This is a genomic window from Atribacterota bacterium, assembly GCA_028717805.1.
In the GTDB taxonomy this organism is placed as follows: domain Bacteria; phylum Atribacterota; class Phoenicimicrobiia; order Phoenicimicrobiales; family Stramentimicrobiaceae; genus Stramentimicrobium.
This window is the reverse complement of record JAQUNC010000016.1, coordinates 1-16,638: the sequence shown is the minus strand read 5'-3', so window position 1 is coordinate 16,638 and position 16,638 is coordinate 1. Positions and strand designations below refer to the sequence as shown.

14 protein-coding genes are annotated in these 16,638 nt (G+C 36.4%); 8 read left to right on the top strand and 6 right to left on the bottom strand.

All coding sequences use genetic code 11. From position 1 onward, the window contains the following. Positions 1–19 precede the first annotated feature (19 nt). The gene (locus PHD84_04955) at positions 20–1,282 is read left to right on the top strand and encodes a hypothetical protein (GenBank protein ID MDD5637149.1); all 1,263 of its coding nucleotides are present in this window, start codon (positions 20–22) and stop codon (positions 1,280–1,282) included. A gap of 86 nt (positions 1,283–1,368) precedes the next feature. On the opposite strand, the gene PHD84_04950 is transcribed toward PHD84_04955, so the two are convergent. After that, positions 1,369–1,941 (bottom strand): flavin reductase family protein, encoded by a 573-nt coding sequence (locus PHD84_04950; protein MDD5637148.1) that lies wholly within the window; start codon positions 1,939–1,941, stop codon positions 1,369–1,371. A 169-nt stretch (positions 1,942–2,110) separates the two neighbouring features. Here PHD84_04950 and PHD84_04945 point away from each other — a divergent pair, with 169 nt between their 5' ends. Continuing rightward, the gene (locus PHD84_04945) at positions 2,111–3,283 is read left to right on the top strand and encodes a TraB/GumN family protein (protein ID MDD5637147.1); all 1,173 of its coding nucleotides are present in this window, start codon (positions 2,111–2,113) and stop codon (positions 3,281–3,283) included. A 321-nt stretch (positions 3,284–3,604) separates the two neighbouring features. Here the strand turns inward: PHD84_04945 and PHD84_04940 are convergent, their stop codons facing one another. The 3 genes from PHD84_04940 to pgi all read right to left on the bottom strand — a co-directional run bounded on the left by PHD84_04940 (position 3,605) and on the right by pgi (position 6,256). Further along, complete coding sequence (locus PHD84_04940; GenBank protein ID MDD5637146.1) at positions 3,605–3,838, bottom strand: Hsp20/alpha crystallin family protein; 234 nt, start codon at positions 3,836–3,838, stop codon at positions 3,605–3,607. A gap of 133 nt (positions 3,839–3,971) precedes the next feature. Further along, positions 3,972–4,385: a hypothetical protein gene (locus PHD84_04935; GenBank protein ID MDD5637145.1), complete on the bottom strand. Its 414-nt coding sequence runs from the start codon at positions 4,383–4,385 to the stop codon at positions 3,972–3,974. A 233-nt stretch (positions 4,386–4,618) separates the two neighbouring features. Further along, entirely contained in the window at positions 4,619–6,256 is a 1,638-nt protein-coding gene (gene pgi, locus PHD84_04930) for a glucose-6-phosphate isomerase (protein MDD5637144.1), read from the bottom strand. Between the two features lie 288 nt (positions 6,257–6,544). On the opposite strand from pgi, the gene PHD84_04925 reads away from it, so the two are divergent. The 6 genes from PHD84_04925 to dinB all read left to right on the top strand — a co-directional run bounded on the left by PHD84_04925 (position 6,545) and on the right by dinB (position 13,100). Further along, on the top strand, positions 6,545–6,982 hold the full coding sequence (locus PHD84_04925; GenBank protein MDD5637143.1) for an OsmC family protein: 438 nt from the start codon (positions 6,545–6,547) through the stop codon (positions 6,980–6,982). 150 nt (positions 6,983–7,132) lie between these two features. Next, complete coding sequence (gene lexA, locus PHD84_04920; GenBank protein ID MDD5637142.1) at positions 7,133–7,744, top strand: transcriptional repressor LexA; 612 nt, start codon at positions 7,133–7,135, stop codon at positions 7,742–7,744. An 8-nt stretch (positions 7,745–7,752) separates the two neighbouring features. Then, positions 7,753–8,583, top strand: coding sequence for a DUF72 domain-containing protein (locus PHD84_04915; protein MDD5637141.1), 831 nt, complete (start codon positions 7,753–7,755; stop codon positions 8,581–8,583). Positions 8,584–8,657: 74 nt separating this feature from the next. Next, positions 8,658–11,345, top strand: coding sequence for a DNA polymerase III subunit alpha (gene dnaE / locus PHD84_04910; GenBank protein ID MDD5637140.1), 2,688 nt, complete (start codon positions 8,658–8,660; stop codon positions 11,343–11,345). Continuing rightward, positions 11,330–11,845: an OB-fold nucleic acid binding domain-containing protein gene (locus PHD84_04905; GenBank protein MDD5637139.1), complete on the top strand. Its 516-nt coding sequence runs from the start codon at positions 11,330–11,332 to the stop codon at positions 11,843–11,845. The genes dnaE and PHD84_04905 overlap by 16 nt, the downstream gene beginning before the upstream one ends. A gap of 25 nt (positions 11,846–11,870) precedes the next feature. Continuing rightward, positions 11,871–13,100 carry a DNA polymerase IV gene (gene dinB, locus PHD84_04900; GenBank protein ID MDD5637138.1) on the top strand — a complete coding sequence of 410 codons (1,230 nt, stop codon included), beginning with the start codon at positions 11,871–11,873 and terminating at the stop codon, positions 13,098–13,100. On the opposite strand, the gene PHD84_04895 is transcribed toward dinB, so the two are convergent. Together PHD84_04895 and PHD84_04890 are read right to left on the bottom strand one after the other, a co-directional pair. Continuing rightward, positions 13,091–15,679, bottom strand: coding sequence for an SMC family ATPase (locus PHD84_04895; GenBank protein MDD5637137.1), 2,589 nt, complete (start codon positions 15,677–15,679; stop codon positions 13,091–13,093). The two genes, dinB and PHD84_04895, sit on opposite strands and share 10 nt — an antisense overlap. Continuing rightward, positions 15,676–16,638: hypothetical protein (locus PHD84_04890; GenBank protein ID MDD5637136.1), on the bottom strand; the 963-nt coding region annotated here is incomplete at its 5' end. The genes PHD84_04895 and PHD84_04890, both read right to left, overlap by 4 nt.

The window sequence follows — 16,638 nt, the reverse complement described above, 5'->3', positions numbered from 1 at the left end:
ATTTTAGAGGAGATGCTGTATGATTAGAATAAATAAAATTAATTTTCTAGCAGATACTGGTATTGTATTTATTATATCTTTTTTTCTTATTTTTTCCCAATCGGCACTGGGGTTTGACTTTTCACAAAAAGTACTATACCAGAGCTCTTATTCTCTAAAGCAACAAAAACTTAATCATACTGTTACTCTAAAAATAGACTATTTTGAAGAAATTTCCACTGATCTCTTTTTTCAGGGAGATCTGATAATCCGCTTAAGTAATAAGGAATATTCAAAACCATTTGTAATTGGACCCAACGAACTTTATCTCAATGCCTATGATGTCCTGGACAATTTAGACCTTAAGGTAGGGAAAATTATCAACAAGTGGGGAGCAGCTGACTTTTTTAGTCCTCTTGATAACTTTAATCCCATGCCTCCCAATCTATCTTTAACCAATAATCAAGAAAAATTAGGTGCATTAGGCATTAATGCCACTTATTATATAGACGATTTAACTAGCCTCCAAGCTATTTTGCTTCCTTCACTAAAGGCATCTCCCTATCCTGATCAATATTTAAAGGACACCTACCTAACTCAATATGGTCCTTTCTATCAAGAACAGGGTATTAATATTGATTCAGTGGAGATTTCCTATCAAAAAGCTAAAGATCTCATCTGGGGGCTGCAATTACACCACTCTTTCTCCTCTTACGATGTAGCTTTGAGTTACTATCATGGATACTATATGGATCCTTTCCCCGCTAACTTAAATATAGCTTTACATGCTTCTGAAAATATTATGGAATTGACTTTAGGGTATCCTGCCAAACAAGTACTAGGATTGGAATTTCAAGGCAATTTCCCTGGTATCGAAGGAGCCACCTTAAGGGGTGATTTGGCATACATTATCCCGGGATTATGGCAACTTCAGGGAGAAACAATACTAGAAAAACCTTATTGGAAGGCAGTGCTAAGTGCAGATTATACTACTGACTCAAATCTATATTTAAATGGTGGACTCATATATGGACTTCCCTTTGAAAGAGAAGATCAATGCTCATCTTACCTGTATCTTAATGCTGATAAAGAGATTACGAATTCTGATTTCAGCCCATATTATATCGGGGTATTAAGTTTGAAAGATATGAGCATGGGAAATGTTATTGGTATAGATTATCAAATAAGTAAAAATATATTAGCCTCATTTTCCTATGTTTTTGCGTTAGGAGACACTAACTCTAAATTGGGTTTATTAAAACCTTCAGAGGGTTTTTATTTTTCATTGGAATGGCTCTTTTAAAGATGAAATAGCGCAGGCTCAGAATGATCAAAAATAGATCAGAATCACTGATCCTGCGCTTGATTCCTTACTTCTTCATCGCTTATTTATGAAGCAATGTCTTTACCTAAAGTATAGCCTCGACCAATATACTTACCGTGAGCAAAATATGCTGCTATTACAGGAGTATAAAGGATTGGATCTAACTTTTCCATAATCACCTTTCCATCCTCATCAAGCAGACTTTCTTCTACTTTAACATCCATTATTTCTCCTATAAATTCAGTATGTAATCCTATTTCGATGTTCTGAATGACTTTACACTCCAGAACTATTGGAAACTCCTTCCCATAAGGAGCATCCACTATATCACTCTTCACTGGAGTAATTCTGGTTTTTTCAAATTTATTATAATTACGACCAGATACAATACCATAAAAATCTGCTTCTTTTACCCTATCACTAAAGAGAATATTAACAGTAAAAGCCTTGCGAGAAATAATATTATGATAAGAATAGGTAGCTTTTCTCAAAGATATATTGACACAAGGAGGATTAGAACAACAGATACCTCCCCAAGCACAAGCCATTAAATTTGGTTTTCCATTCTGATCATAACTACCTATAATCAAAACCGGAACCGCAGCTAAGAATGTTTTTGCTCCTATTGATTTTTTCATCAATTCCCTCCTTTTGTTTTACCATTACCATCTTGTGCAAAGATGGCTTTCTATGGTTAAAGAAAACTTTATTTCTGATTTTAGCAAAACAGGCCAACTTTTTCTACCCCATTAAGTTCAGTTATGTTATAATGTTGATTGTTATTTAACAGGATAAGGGAGCAATCCATTGGTAAACAATGAAGATATTCATCATATCTCTTTTGATAATAAAGATATTTTTTTAATCGGTACCGCTCATATTTCCAAAGCAAGCGCTGAAACGGTAAGAAATTTTATTTCTGAAGAAAAACCAGATTCCGTATGCATAGAGTTATGCCAGTCACGTTTTCAATCCATTACCGATCCAGATAAATGGAAAAATATGGATATTATTACCATTATCAAACAAAAAAAAGCGCTATTATTGCTGGTCAATCTAATACTTTCTGCCTTTCAGAAAAGACTGGCTCGTCAGTTAGGTCTTAATCCAGGACAGGAAATGATTGAGGCTATACAAGTAGCTAAAGAGAATAATATTAACCTGGTTTTGGCAGACCGCGATATTCAGATAACCTTCACCAGAATATGGAAAAAGCTGGGTTTTTTCGGTAAATTAAGACTATTTTTTATGTTATTACTTAGTATATTCAACAAGGAAGATATCTCGGAAGAAGAAATTGAAAGGTTAAAATCTGAAGATGTACTTACAGCTGCTTTAAATGACTTAGCCATTTCTTTCCCTCGTTTAAAGAACACCTTGATTGATGAACGTGATCAATATCTATCAGAAAAAATAAGGAATGCTCCTGGTGGGAAAATAGTTGCCGTAGTTGGTGCTGGACATATACCTGGCATTAAAAAAGAAATATATAAAGATCATGATCTAAATTCATTGACCTATATTCCCAAGAGTGCTGCTTGGATAAAATTGATTTTATGGGCTATTCCTATTGCTATTATCTTAATTGTAATTTCTACCTTTAGAATATCTACCCCCAGTGGAATAAATCAAGTCTCACAGTGGCTAATCTGGAATGGCTCTTTAGCTGCTCTTGGAACTGTAATGGCTGCTGCACACCCTCTTTCTATTCTAACTGCCTTTTTGGCAGCACCTATTACCTCTTTGAATCCATTATTGGCAGCAGGTTGGTTTGCTGGTATCGTAGAAGCAATTATGAGAAAACCAAAGGTAGAAGATTTTGAAAACTTAGGAAATATTACCACCTTTGGTGATTTCTTTCGCAACCGGGTTACCAAAATACTTTTAGTTGTTGCTTTAGCCAACCTCGGCAGTTCGGTTGGTACTTTTATTGGCGGTGCTAAAGTAATTCAAATATTTATTGATACAGTATTTTCTTAGTCTCTCCTAAAACAATTTAATAGTAAAATCCCTTTAAACTACTTCGAGTCAGAGTATAGTAAAAATTTCTCCAACTAAACTAAAAGTATATAATAAAAAGATATTTTACACTATAAATAATATTGATATTAAATAATTAGTAATCCCGATAGATGAAACTTAAACAATAAAGGGGGATTTAATTCCCCTTTATTGTTTAAAAGATATTTTATTAAATTGTTTCAATCATTATTTCTTTTGCTTTTTCTTCCATCTTCTTAGGTAAGGTGACTTCCAATATTCCATTTTTATATTTTGCTTTAATTTTATCCTTATCTATTCCTACAGGTAAAAAATCCTTCTGGAAAACTTGCCATAGGCTCTTTCACAGCAGTAATAATCTTCCCTTTTCATATCTTTGTCCTGCTCAATCTCTTCTTGTACAGTAAGATTATTATCACTGAGAGAAATCTTTATGTCCTTTTGGTCAACTCCTGGAAGTTCAATTATAGCCACTAATTCATCTTTCTGGTTAACAAATCCATAGCTGGGGACCAGATTCTCCTCTCTTCCCATCTCCCCCTTCTCTACCTTTCTGTTCTTCCCATTAGGTCAAAAAAATCATTAAAAAAACTACGAATGAGTTGATCTCTTGGCCCCCAATGAATCAGATCCATAATTCAAACATCCTTGATATTATTCAAAACTTTTAATCAAAGTATTCCAGTAATATTTTCAAGGCGATCTTTATCATTTTTACTTCTTCATCAGAAAACCTTTTTTGTAGATTATACTCTAACTCCTTCTGATTTTGTCTAATCCTTTCCTTCACCTCTAATCCTTTTTCGGAAAGTGCGACTGCTACCGAACGCCGGTCATGAGTGCCTATTCTGCGAATGAAATATCCTTTCCTGACTAGATTATCGATAACCCGACTGCTACGCGAAGGTGATAATCCCATTACTTGGGACATCTCATAACAGGTCATTTCCCGTCCTATCTCCTGAGACATAATTCCCCGGTACTCAGCAATAGATAGATTACAGGTTACCCGCATATATTCCTGATCGAGTATTTTATTCATTTTCAAATTAGCAATAAGATTTAAAATGCTCTCAGTCATATGCCCTACCTTTAATGTTAATAACAATATATGCTATTAGCATATTTTAATCTATATTAATTATATATATTACCTAACCATATTGTCAAGTCTCTATATTACCTTTCCCAATATACACAAAATCTTCCCATTTCCTCTGATAAAAATCTAAATAAAATCATATTCATGATAGGTTAATCTCTGAGATATCCTATATAAAATTATATGAATATTATCCTCTTTCTTGGAATGAATCATTCTTTTCTTTTCCAGTATTTCCGAATAAGTTGATTGGTAGAGCTATCATGATATAATTCTGGTATAGTGGGATCCTTAAGTTCTCTTGCGATTTTAGCAGCCAATATCTTACCCAATTCTACTCCCCATTGATCAAAGGAATTAATTTTCCAGATTACTCCCTGGGTAAAGACAGTATGCTCATATAAAGCAATTAGTTTGCCTAAGTTAGCAGGTGTCAACTTATTTAACATTATTATACTGGAAGGACGATTTCCTTCAAAAGTTCGATAAGGAATTAGCTCTTTGCTCACTCCTTCTTCCCTTAACTTTTCCTCTACCTTACCGAAAGCCAGTGCCTCCGCCTGAGCATATACATTAGAAATAAGAAGTTCATGATGATTACCTATTTTATGTAATGGTGTTAAAAAAGTAATAAAATCACAGGGAATAAGTTTGGTTCCTTGGTGAATTAATTGATAGAAAGAATGCTGTCCTTTGGTACCAACCTCTCCCCAGTAAATTGGTCCAGTCTGATAAGAAACCTTTCTGCCTTCAATGTCAATATTTTTACCATTACTCTCCATAGTTAATTGTTGAAGATAAGCAGGAAAGAGTTTTAGATATTGCTCATAGGGAAGGACTGTGGTAGTTTGTGCTCCAAAGAAGTTATTATACCAGATACCTAATAGTGCCATGAGCACAGGTATGTTTCTTTCCAGGGGGGTGTGGTGAAAATGTTCATCCATCTGGTGAAAACCTTCCAGTAAGGAATAAAAATTCTCCGGACCAATGGCAATCATAGTTGAAAGACCAATTGCCGAACAAAGTGAGTATCGACCACCAACCCAATCCCAGAAGACAAACATATTTTCAGGTGCAATACCAAATTCTTGTACCTGGCGAATATTGGTGGAAACTGCTACAAAATGTTTACTTATTGCCTTACTATCTTTGAGGTGATTGAGAAGCCAGGTTCGAGCAGTATAGGCATTGGCCATTGTTTCAGTGGTAGCAAAGCTTTTGGAGGAGATAATAAATAGTGTTTCTTCCGGATCAAGGCTATTTACAGCCTCGGCAAAATCAGTTCCATCCACATTGGAGATAAAAGCGAAGTGTATATCACGTAAACTGTAATAACGTAAGGCTTCGTAAGCCATTTCCGGACCCAGATGAGACCCTCCAATTCCGATATTAAGCACATTTCTGATAGGCTTCCCGGTAAATCCTCTCCATTGCCCGCTACGAATCTGATTGGAAAAGTGTATCATTCTATCTAATACTTCATGAACCTTAACTACAACATCTTTACCATCAACCACAAGAGAATGTTCTCTGGGTGCACGTAAGGCTATATGTAAAACAGCTCTATTTTCCGTGACATTAATTCTTTCCCCCCGAAACATAGCCTCAATATAATCAGGCAAACCCGCTTGTTCTGCTAATTGCAACAGTAAATTTAAAGTTTTAGTGGTTATCCTGTGTTTGGAATAGTCAAAATATATTCCTGCATCCTCTAATACCATCTTTTCACCGCGTTGGGGATCCTCAACAAAGAGTTGTCGCAGATGTATTTTTTTTATCTTTTCATAGTGCTCTTCTAATAATTTCCAGGCGGTATAACTATTCACTATATTTCCTTCTTCCTTTTTCATAGCTATCCTCCAGATAAAAATTTCCTTATTGGTAAAAATATGCTCATTTTTTTGATCTATTATAATATTTCTTATTTTATTTTAACAATTATCCGGGACTTTAGCTATCTCACATGCAAATATTATTTCTAAACACATATCTTATTTAACTAAAAGCAGATTAAATTTTTTTAAGCAAAGAATTCCCCTTTTTTCTTCTCTTTAAAGAATAGCTTTTTCTATCAAATGCTATGGAAATAATATATAATTAAATAGAAACTAAATTTAAAAATAGGAGGGTATTTCATCATGTCAAAATTATTTAAAGTACAGGCAACCTGGTTAGGAGGAACTCAGGTTAATAGTGAAACGAGGGAATTTAAAATATTTATGGATAAACCAGAAGAAGAAAACGGTACAAATTTAGGACCTAAGCCAGCGGAGGTTTCGCTGCAGGCTTTGGGTAGCTGCCTTATCTTTGCTTATCTTTATGCCACAAATAAATTAAACATCACTATTGATGGCTTAAAAGTAAATATTGAAGGTGAAACAGTCCCTGGAGGTTGGCTTGATGAACAGAAAAATAAAAGACCCGGTTTTAAAAACGTTCAATACAATATCATAGTTAATACAAAACATTCTAACGAAGAAATAGAAAAAGTTCATAACCTGGCCTTAAGGGCTTCACCGATGTATGATAATTTCATCCATCCTATTAATGTTCAAGGTTCTTTTTCTATTCAATAATATAACAATATAACCCATATTAGTTTCACTGCTGATTCATAGAAAATTAAATTATATAATATTTTTCTACTGAGCTATTGACGGAAACATATGTTTGCTTTATAATGAAATTACCTGATATTGGCCAAAAATTTATGAGGAATACAGGTTATGATATTACAGAAAGAAACGCTTACCAAAAAACAGAAGACAGCTTTAGAACTTATTCGTATTAAGATACAACAGACTGGTTATCCGCCAACAGTTCGGGAATTATGCAAAGCTCTGGGGGTCCATTCCTCTGCCACTGCCTTTAAGTATTTAAAAATTCTAGAAAAGAAAGGCTATATTAAGAGGGAAAAAGAAAAAACAAGGGCTATAAAATTAATGCCCCAGACCCGTAATCTCCCTCTAGTCGGCAAAGTTGCTGCCGGCAATCCCCTACTAGCTTTACAGGAATACACGGAGGTAATTCCGGTACCAGAAGAACTGGCTGGTACAGAAGGGAGCTTTCTGGTTCGAGTGGAGGGAGACAGCATGCTCGGTGACCATATCCTGGATGGAGACTATGTGATAGTCCAGCCCCAGAATTATGCTGATAATGGAGACATTGTTATAGCCCTGCTCAACCAGGAAGAAGTAACTGTCAAAAGATTATACCAGAACAGAGATAAAATAACTCTAAAACCTTCTAACCCAGCATATCAGCCTATTATTACCAGGGATATAAAAATTTTAGGCAAGGTAATTGGGATTATCCGCAAGTATAACGGGAGGAAATAAAGAATATTATGCTTTACATAGGAACTTCCGGCTTTAGTTACCAGGACTGGATTGGGCCATTTTATCCAGAAAATATTAATAAAGGAGATATGCTAAATCTATATGCCCGCCAATTTAATGCAGTAGAAGTTAATTCCTCTTATTACCGAATTGTACCCGCAGCTGTTTTCTATCGTCTACAGCGTAAGGTTCCGGCTAATTTCAAATTCGCAGTAAAGGCAAATCAGGTTATGACTCATATCCGGGATAAAAATGATGCTGTATTTCAAGAATTTAAAGCTTCCTTACAACCAATTTTGGACAACAATAAACTGGGTTGTATCCTGGCCCAATTTCCCTACTCTTTTCATTATAACAGTACTAACCTTGGCTATCTCCTCTATGTAAAGGAAAAAATGAGCGATATTCCCCTGATTGTAGAATTTCGTAACAGCTACTGGGTAAAAGATCGGGTACTCGATTTTCTCAAAAAAAATGAAATAGGATTTTGCGCGGTAGATCAACCACCTTTAAAAGGATTAATCCCTCCAGTAGCAATAGCAACCTCTCAGCTGGGTTATATACGTTTTCACGGACGCAACAAAGAAAAATGGTGGCAACATGAACATGCTTACCAGCGTTACGATTATCTCTATAGCGAAGAAGAATTACAAGAGTGGTTGCCCAAAATTAAACAGATTGTTAATCAAACTACCGACCAGTATATCTTTATGAATAATCACTATAAAGGGAAGGCAACCAAAAATGCCTTAATACTGATGAAATTACTACGACAGGAAATAAAGACAATCAATACTACTATGAACGGAGATATTTGGGATATTTCAAAAGAATATTAATCAAAATTAATTATTTTTTTTCATAAAAGAGCGAACATATGTTTACTAAAGAACATTAAGAAAGGGAATAACTTATGAACTTTACCCATTTACACTTGCACTCTCAATACAGTTTACAGGACGGACTGGGTAGTGTTGACCAGATTATTGACCTGGCACAAAAATTAAAGATGAGAGCCCTGGCTCTTACTGATCATGATAGCCTGATTGGCACTATTGAATTCTATAAAAAAGCTCTTCAGGCAGGGATTCAGCCAATCCTTGGTTGTGAGATACGAATCAAAAGTGATTTTTTACCCAACCATTTAACTCACCTCATCCTTCTGATCGAAAATAATACTGGCTACCGCAATCTCTGTCAACTCGTCAGCCAGGCACACCTGTCCAACCCACAAAATATCCCAGCCATTGACCGTAACCTGCTTTCCCGCTATCGGGAAGGCCTCATTGTCCTATCCGGATGTCTCAAGGGAGAAATTCCACTGCTTATTACTCAAAAAGAATATCAAAAAGCAGAAAGAACTGCCCTCTGGTTTAAAAATATATTTAATTCAGAAAATTTTTACCTGGAGATATCATTTCACGGATTGGAAGAAGAAAGAGTTGTTAATCAATACCTTATCAATCTGGGAGAAAAACTCACTATCCCCCTGGTAGCTACCAATAACGTACACTATCCGACAAAAGAACAAGCTCCCTTTCAGAATATAGCCAATATCATTGCCAACCAGGGCACTCGGAAATGTTTTCACCATCCTCCCCTGCCCAATCACCAGTTTTATCTAAAATCAGGACAGGAAATGAAAGACCTTTTCTCTTTTATCCCCGAAGCACTAAAGAATACAGAAAAGATTGCCGAACAATGCCAGCTTAAACTGGAGCTTGGTAAAATCAGGCTACCTTCTTATCAGCCTCCTCAACCCTATTCTGCTTCAGAATATTTAGAAAAATTATGTCTGGAAGGTTTAAAAAAATACTATCCAGACCCCTCCAGTCAAGCTTTTTACCGTATGAAATATGAATTAGAAGTTATCAAACAGATGGATTTTGCCGGCTATTTTCTAATTGTTAGAGATATTGTAAGCTTTGCCAAACGAAACAACATCCCGGTCGGACCCGGTAAAGGCTCTGCAGCAGGCAGTCTGGTATCCTATCTGCTCAATATTACCGAGGTAGACCCTTTAAAATCTAAACTATTTTTTGAACGATTTCTCAATCCCCAACGCATTGATATGCCGGATATTGACATTGATTTCGGACAAATAGGTAGAGATAAGGTTATTGCTTATATTTTTCAGCGATTTGGATGCGAACAGGTAACCCATGTCTGCACCATTAACACCTATGCTGCGCGTTCTGCAGTAAGAGATGCCGGTAGGGCTCTGGGTTTTTCTTATCAGGAGCTGAATAAAATTGCTCGAATGATGCCTTTCTTCTCTTCGCCGGGAGTCATCAGAGCTTCCCTGAAGCACCTACCAGAATTAAAGCGGCTTCCTTACCAAAAAGAACCACTGCGTTCTCTATTTTCTTATGCCCAGTTCATGGAAGGAAAACCACGCCATCTTGCGGTTCATGCTTCTGCTCTAATTATTACCGATCAGCCACTGGCTAACCTGGTGCCATTGACACTCAGTCCGGAAGGAGAGATTATCAGCCAGTATGAAAAAGAGAGTATCAAGGAATTGGGTTTATTAAAGATTGATATACTGGGATCCAGAAGTTTAACGGTGATGCAAAAAACTCTACAAAGTCTTACCAAACATGATATCCATATTAATTTAAGACAAATACCTTTAGATGACCCCTTAACTTTTTACCATTTAAAAAAAGGAAAAACCCTTGGTGTTTTTCAAGTAGAAAGCTCAGGAATGTCTTCCCTGTTAAAACAGCTATCACCCTCTACTCTGGAAGATTTAATTGCCGCACTTTCTCTTTACCGTCCCGGTCCGCTGGACAGCGGAATGACCGAGCAATATTTAAAGAGAAAAAGTGGTCAGTCCCAGATTGAATATCCCCATGAACGTTTGCAGAACATATTGAAGGATACCTACGGCGTTATTCTTTACCAGGAACAGGTTATGCAGGTGGTTTCGGCTATTGCCGGATTAAACCCGGGTGAAGCTGATCTATTTCGCAGGGCAATCAGTTCACGTTCACCTGCTATTATGGAAGAGCAGCACCAGAATTTTTTGACCAAATCTTCCCAGCAGGGAATCAGTCCACATGAAGCCCAGAATATCTTTAACCTGATTGCCAAATTTGCCTATTATGGCTTTAATAAAGCTCATAGCACCTCTTATGCCCTGCTTTCTTATCTCAGCTGTTACCTTAAAGTGCATTACCCGGAACATTATTTAGCCGCACTGCTTACTTATGGTATGGGTTATTACGATCTGGATCGCTACATCCAGGAAGCACGACGTTTTCGAATTTCAATCCTACTGCCTGATATTAACAAGAGCCAAGCTGGCTTTTCTGTAGAAGGAAAGGCTATCCGGATCGGACTGATAAGGATAAAAGGCATGGGGATGAAACAGATAAATAGCATTTTGAGGATAAGAGAAACAGATGGTCCCTTTCTTTCTCTCTACGATTTTTGTGCCAGGACTGCTTCTTTAAGAACCACCAGAAATGTAATTGAAAATCTTATTAAAGTCGGTTCCTTTGATTTTACAGGATACCCTAGATCTGTATTGCTAAACCTGCTCCCACTCGTTATCCAGGAAACTAAAAAGGAGGAAAAGCAATGTCAAACCTTATAAAAGTTAAAACAAAAACCAGCCTTATTGATTCATTGCCTAAAAATTCTATTCCCGCTCACCATTTTTCTCCTGCCGAGCTTCTGAAGATAGAAAAAGAAATAATGGGTATCTATGCACATGCTCATCCCCTATCCCTCTATCGAGAAGAGTTAGCAAGCCAGAAGGGAAGGGGGCAAATTCTTATCCAGAGTCACCATATTGAGCAACTAAGAGCAGGACTACCTATTCTGATTGCTGGTCTCTTAATCCAGGTCCGGAGACAATTTACCAGACATCAGCAGGTAATGGCTTTCTTACTACTGGAAGACGAAACAGGCCTCTTTGAAGCTATTGCCTTCCCTGAAGTATTCCGGAATTATTTCTCCTTTTTGGTTAAAGAGGCGTTGTTGCTTATCAAAGGTAAGGTCGGTGATAAAAACGGCGAAGAAAAAATAATAATCCAGGAAATTAAAAATCTCCATTCCTGCCTGCAGATAAACATACCAGGAATAAACTTATGATATTTAAGAAAGGAATAAATACCATATGGCTATTGCTAAAAAACACTCTATTATTCATCTGGATTTAGACGCCTTCTTTGCTTCGGTAGAACAACGGGATAATCCTGTATATAGCCATAAACCACTTATTGTAGGTGGTATTTTTAAGAAAAATGGGGAATTATCCCGACGGGGAGTAGTCTGCTCTGCCTCCTATCAGGCTAGAAAATACGGTATTCGTGCCGGTATGCCTATCTGGGAAGCTCAACAAAAATGTCCCGGGGCAATTTTTACTCCAGCACGCGTTAATCGCTATCAGATTGCCTCTCAATACTTTTTCCGCATATGCAGTGCCTATACTCCTCTTGTTGAGCCAATAAGCATTGATGAAGCCTTCCTGGATGTTACCAGTTGTGAAACCCTGTTTGGTACAGTAGAGGAAATCGCCCACAGGATTAAAATAAAAATTAAAGAAGAACTGCATCTTCCAGTGTCAGCAGGAATTGCCTCTAATAAATTCCTGGCTAAAATAGCTACCAATCTGGGTAAACCGGACGGTTTTTTCATTCTGCCAGATGAAAAAGCAATGGACATTTTGTCTAATCTACCCATTTCCGAATTATGGGGTATAGGACAAAAAACAGCACAAAAACTCAATCGGGCAGGTATTTTTAAGATCAAGCAATTAATAATGATGCCGGATATTATCCTGCAGGGAATTTTAGGGGAGAATGGACCTAAAGTAAAACTACTGGCACAGGGTATCGACCATAGCCCGGTGGTGTGTTCCGAGGAAGTAAAATCAATCGGCAAAGAAATGACCTTCCCAGAAAATATAATAGACCGGGATAGACTAACAAAAATTCTCCTGGCACTGAGTCAATGTATCGGCTATACTGCCCGCAAAAGGGGATATTCAGGTAAAACTATTACCTTAAAAATACGCTTTGCTCCCTATAAAACTATCCAAAAATCCATCACTCTGGAGAGGACTACCAATCTTGATAATATAATCTTTCAAAAAGCTAGAGGACTCTTAGCTTCCATTAGTATCAAGCAACCGGGAATACGACTACTGGGCATCAAGCTCTCCTCACTTCAACAGGGAAATCAACCAAGGCAACTCAGTTTTCTGGATAATCAAGATTGGGAAGAAAAATGGGCTAAACTGATTTCTTCTGTAGATAAAATTCGTGAAAAACACGGCTCCTACTTAATCCAGCGCGCTACCCTCTTAAAAGAGAGAGAAAGTGTTATTACCAAAAATTATAGATGAATCATCTGAAATTGCGACCCTAAGACTGGATCCTTCCAGACTTCAATTCTTACTGGAAAAGTATCCTTTAAAATGGGAAGATGGGTAATTACCAGGATTTTATCAAAATCACTCTGAATAGCATTGATAGCTTGTATTAATTTCTGTAATCCCTCCTCGTCCTGGGTTCCAAATCCTTCATCAATAACCAGAGTCCTCAGGCGAGCTCCAGACCTATAGGTTAATAACTTAGAAAGGGCAATACGGATGGCAAAATCAATACGAAATGCCTCTCCCCCACTATAGAGTTCATAAGACCTGATACCTATTTCATCATGAATCTTGATGTCTAAGGTCTCTCTATTCTCTCCACTCTGTAATTCTCTTAATGGCTCCAGACTAATTGTAGTAGGTTCATCAGATAATCTGGCTAAAATAGCATTAGCTTCCTCTTCCAGTTCAGGTATAGCATTTTCTATAATCATAGAGGGGATACCATTCTTACCGAAGGCAATGGTCAATCTTTCATAAATATCTTTCTGATAAGAGAGTTTCTTTTCAGTTTCTTCAACCTCTTTTTGTTCCTGCTGATATTGATTGATTTTTAATAACTTTTCCTGACTGGCTCCTTTTTTTAAAAATAATTGGTCTTGTGCTTTTTGCAACTGAGCTAAATTTTCCTGTTCTATTATTATTTTCTTTTTTAAATGAGAAATTTTATCTATATTCCTTTTTAAGGATTCTTGATTTTCCTTTAATTTGTTAATGCTTCTTTCTTTAATCTCATATTGTCCATTTATTTCCATTTTTTCCTGTTTCAATTTGACCAGTAGTTTTTTTGCCTCTAACAATTTTCCCCTTTGTAGCGGAATTTCTTTCAGTATTTCTAATTTTTGGTTAATCTCAAGAAATCTTTTATCACTATAGTTTTGCTTACTAATCTCCTCTTCAATTTCAGATCGTCTTTTTCTCTCCTTCAGAGCAAAATGTTGTTCACTAATCTGTATTTGGAGAGTCTTTATAGCCTGAGCCAGTTCTTTAATTTGTTCGGAAGCTTTTTCTCCTTCTTTGGCCAATAAATTACAGGTATTAAGCCTATTTTGAATATTGTCTTTTCTGGTAAGTTCATCACGAACTCTTTTCCACTCTTGCTGTAAGACATTCTTTTTATCATTTAAGTTAGTAATATCTTTGCTTAATTCTCTTATTTCCAGTTCATTTTTTGTAATTTCCTTTTTTATAGTTAATATTATCTGTTCTTTTTTCTGCTTATCAAGAGGTGAGTGACATAAGGGACAGGAATCCTGGGTACCCTTTTTAAGCAAGGCTACCTTCTCCTGATTATTAGCAATTTCCTCTCCCAATCTTTTTACTTGGTTGTTTTTACCCTCTATAGTTACTTTTATTAAATTACCTTCCTGTTCAATCTGCTCTTTCTTTTCCTGTAAATCATGAAAATTTTTCATTTGTAACTCTAAGTTCTTAACTTCCTGTTTCATTGATTCCAAGGAGATTGCTTTTTCGCGAAGTTCATGATATTTTTCTTGTTTATGTTCTATTTGTAGTAAAAGGCGGCTTTTATAATTTTCAATGTGATTCTCTACTTCTCTTTTATCTTTCTCCAGTTGGCGATACTGTTGCATTAGCTCTAACATATCTTTGCTTTGCTGAGATAGATTTACATAAATATCATAAGCAGATAAAATATCCTTCTCTTGAGATAAGAGCAGTTTGTATTCCTTAATGATTTGTTCTATCCTTTCTTTTCTCTTTACCAATTCCTGCAACTCTCTTTGCTCGGTTATAATCCTGCTAGCCATTTCTTCTGCCTTTTGCTGGTCATGATGCAATCCATTGTATTGTTGTTCCAATTTTTGTAAAATATTTTTTTTATCTCTTATTATGGTCATCTGTTTTTGTTCATCTTGCTCTATTGCTTTAATTTCCTCTACCACAATATATTTCTGGGACACTTCCTTTTTTATTTGCTCCAATCTACTTCTTAAAGCAATAATCTCTTGCTCCAGCTCTCTTATATGCCTGCGAGCCAATACCGAGAGCTCTTCATAACGAGAAAGGCCTAACACTTCTGATAGAATTTGTTTCCGTTCACGAGCACTCTTGCGAGTGAATTCATCAACTCTTCCCTGTAAAATAAAAGCAGAATTAATAAAAGTATCATAATCCATTCTCAATAAACCATTAATTCTTTGTTGAGTTTGCCGAAGGGAAGAAGCAGATAAAGAAATAAATTCCTCCTTTTGTGAATCAAACACCATTAATTCTAATTCACTATGACTCCGATTTTTTACCAGAGAAAATTTTCTGATAATTCTATAACGCTCTCCTTCCAGATCAATGACCAGGTCAACCCACATCTGGTTTTCCCCTATTTTCAGCAAGCCTTTATCTGCTTTTTTTTCTTGCTGCGCCTTTCTACCCTCACCCCATAGAGCCCAGGTTAATGCATCCAGCAAGGCTGATTTCCCCTGGCCATTTCTACCTGAAAGACAGGCAATATTAAACTGGGTAAAATCCAGCGGAGGAACATCTCTCCCATAGCTTAAAAAGTTACATATTTGTAAAGTTACTGGGATCATTTGTTATCCTTTCCCAAAGATATATCTTTCTGGTATAATTCCTGTTCTAATATTTGAGTAAAGTAATTCAAATCTTTCTCCCATGGTTGCCAGTTTTGCAATTGAATGTACTCTTTCAAAGCAGAAGATAAATCCATTTCTTCAGAAAGCGAGCTTCTTCTTAATGACGACTTTTTCTGAATGTTTCTGTTAATACCTGTTACTAAAAAAGCTTCCTGCAGAATATCTTCAATCCTTTTAAAATCGATTCTTTGGTTCTGCTCTTCAGTAGCTTCATAATTTATTCGTACTATAGCATCTCTTAAATCGTACTTGCTAATTTCTGCTATAAAATCCTCGGTAGGATCCGAGCTATATTCAATTTTTACTTCAATAGTCAACATATTACGAACCGGTAGGGAAATAAATTCATAAGCTACTTTCCCCTGCTTATCAATACTACCTATGCAGAACCCTTTCTCATCTTTTTCTTCTCCAAAATTAATTCGATCCATACTACCACAATAAACAATAGGTGGATTGCCAGTTGTATTTAAATTCTGATAGCGATGAATATGTCCCAGGGCAATATAATCAAGGGGTGTGTTTTGAAAAAACTGCAATGGTATGACTGGTTCATTACCGATAGAGGCATAGTTTTCCGAACCAGAAAAAACTGCCTCAGCTACTGTCAGATGACCTGCTAATATTTTGGGGAATTGATTGTCCAGTTGATTTATCAGCTCATTTATCTTTTTTAAGAGGCATTTCTGTATCCTTTTATTAATTAAATTTAAACCACTATCCCTGTATTCCTCTTTCTGAAGATACTGATTTCTAGTTGGCCAGGGTATTCCTATGACCTGAATATTACCTTCTCCGGTTTGTAAACTAAGAAGGGTTGGTTCTGTAACCACATTAATATTTGCAAGATGTAAGGTATGAAAAATATCTAAAGAACTTGCCCTACCGAAAGTTAA

Bases quoted from the DNA above. Each gene is read 5' to 3' on its own strand.
- dinB (MDD5637138.1), top strand. From the start codon at position 11,871: ATGGCTATTGCTAAAAAACACTCTATTATTCATCTGGATTTAGACGCC.
- PHD84_04925 (MDD5637143.1), top strand. From the start codon at position 6,545: ATGTCAAAATTATTTAAAGTACAGGCAACCTGGTTAGGAGGAACTCAG.
- lexA (MDD5637142.1), top strand. From the start codon at position 7,133: ATGATATTACAGAAAGAAACGCTTACCAAAAAACAGAAGACAGCTTTA.
- PHD84_04905 (MDD5637139.1), top strand. From the start codon at position 11,330: ATGTCAAACCTTATAAAAGTTAAAACAAAAACCAGCCTTATTGATTCA.
- pgi (MDD5637144.1), bottom strand. From the start codon at position 6,256: ATGAAAAAGGAAGAAGGAAATATAGTGAATAGTTATACCGCCTGGAAA.
- PHD84_04935 (MDD5637145.1), bottom strand. From the start codon at position 4,385: ATGACTGAGAGCATTTTAAATCTTATTGCTAATTTGAAAATGAATAAA.
- PHD84_04950 (MDD5637148.1), bottom strand. From the start codon at position 1,941: ATGAAAAAATCAATAGGAGCAAAAACATTCTTAGCTGCGGTTCCGGTT.
- PHD84_04895 (MDD5637137.1), bottom strand. From the start codon at position 15,679: ATGATCCCAGTAACTTTACAAATATGTAACTTTTTAAGCTATGGGAGA.
- PHD84_04940 (MDD5637146.1), bottom strand. From the start codon at position 3,838: ATGGGAAGAGAGGAGAATCTGGTCCCCAGCTATGGATTTGTTAACCAG.
- PHD84_04915 (MDD5637141.1), top strand. From the start codon at position 7,753: ATGCTTTACATAGGAACTTCCGGCTTTAGTTACCAGGACTGGATTGGG.
- dnaE (MDD5637140.1), top strand. From the start codon at position 8,658: ATGAACTTTACCCATTTACACTTGCACTCTCAATACAGTTTACAGGAC.
- PHD84_04955 (MDD5637149.1), top strand. From the start codon at position 20: ATGATTAGAATAAATAAAATTAATTTTCTAGCAGATACTGGTATTGTA.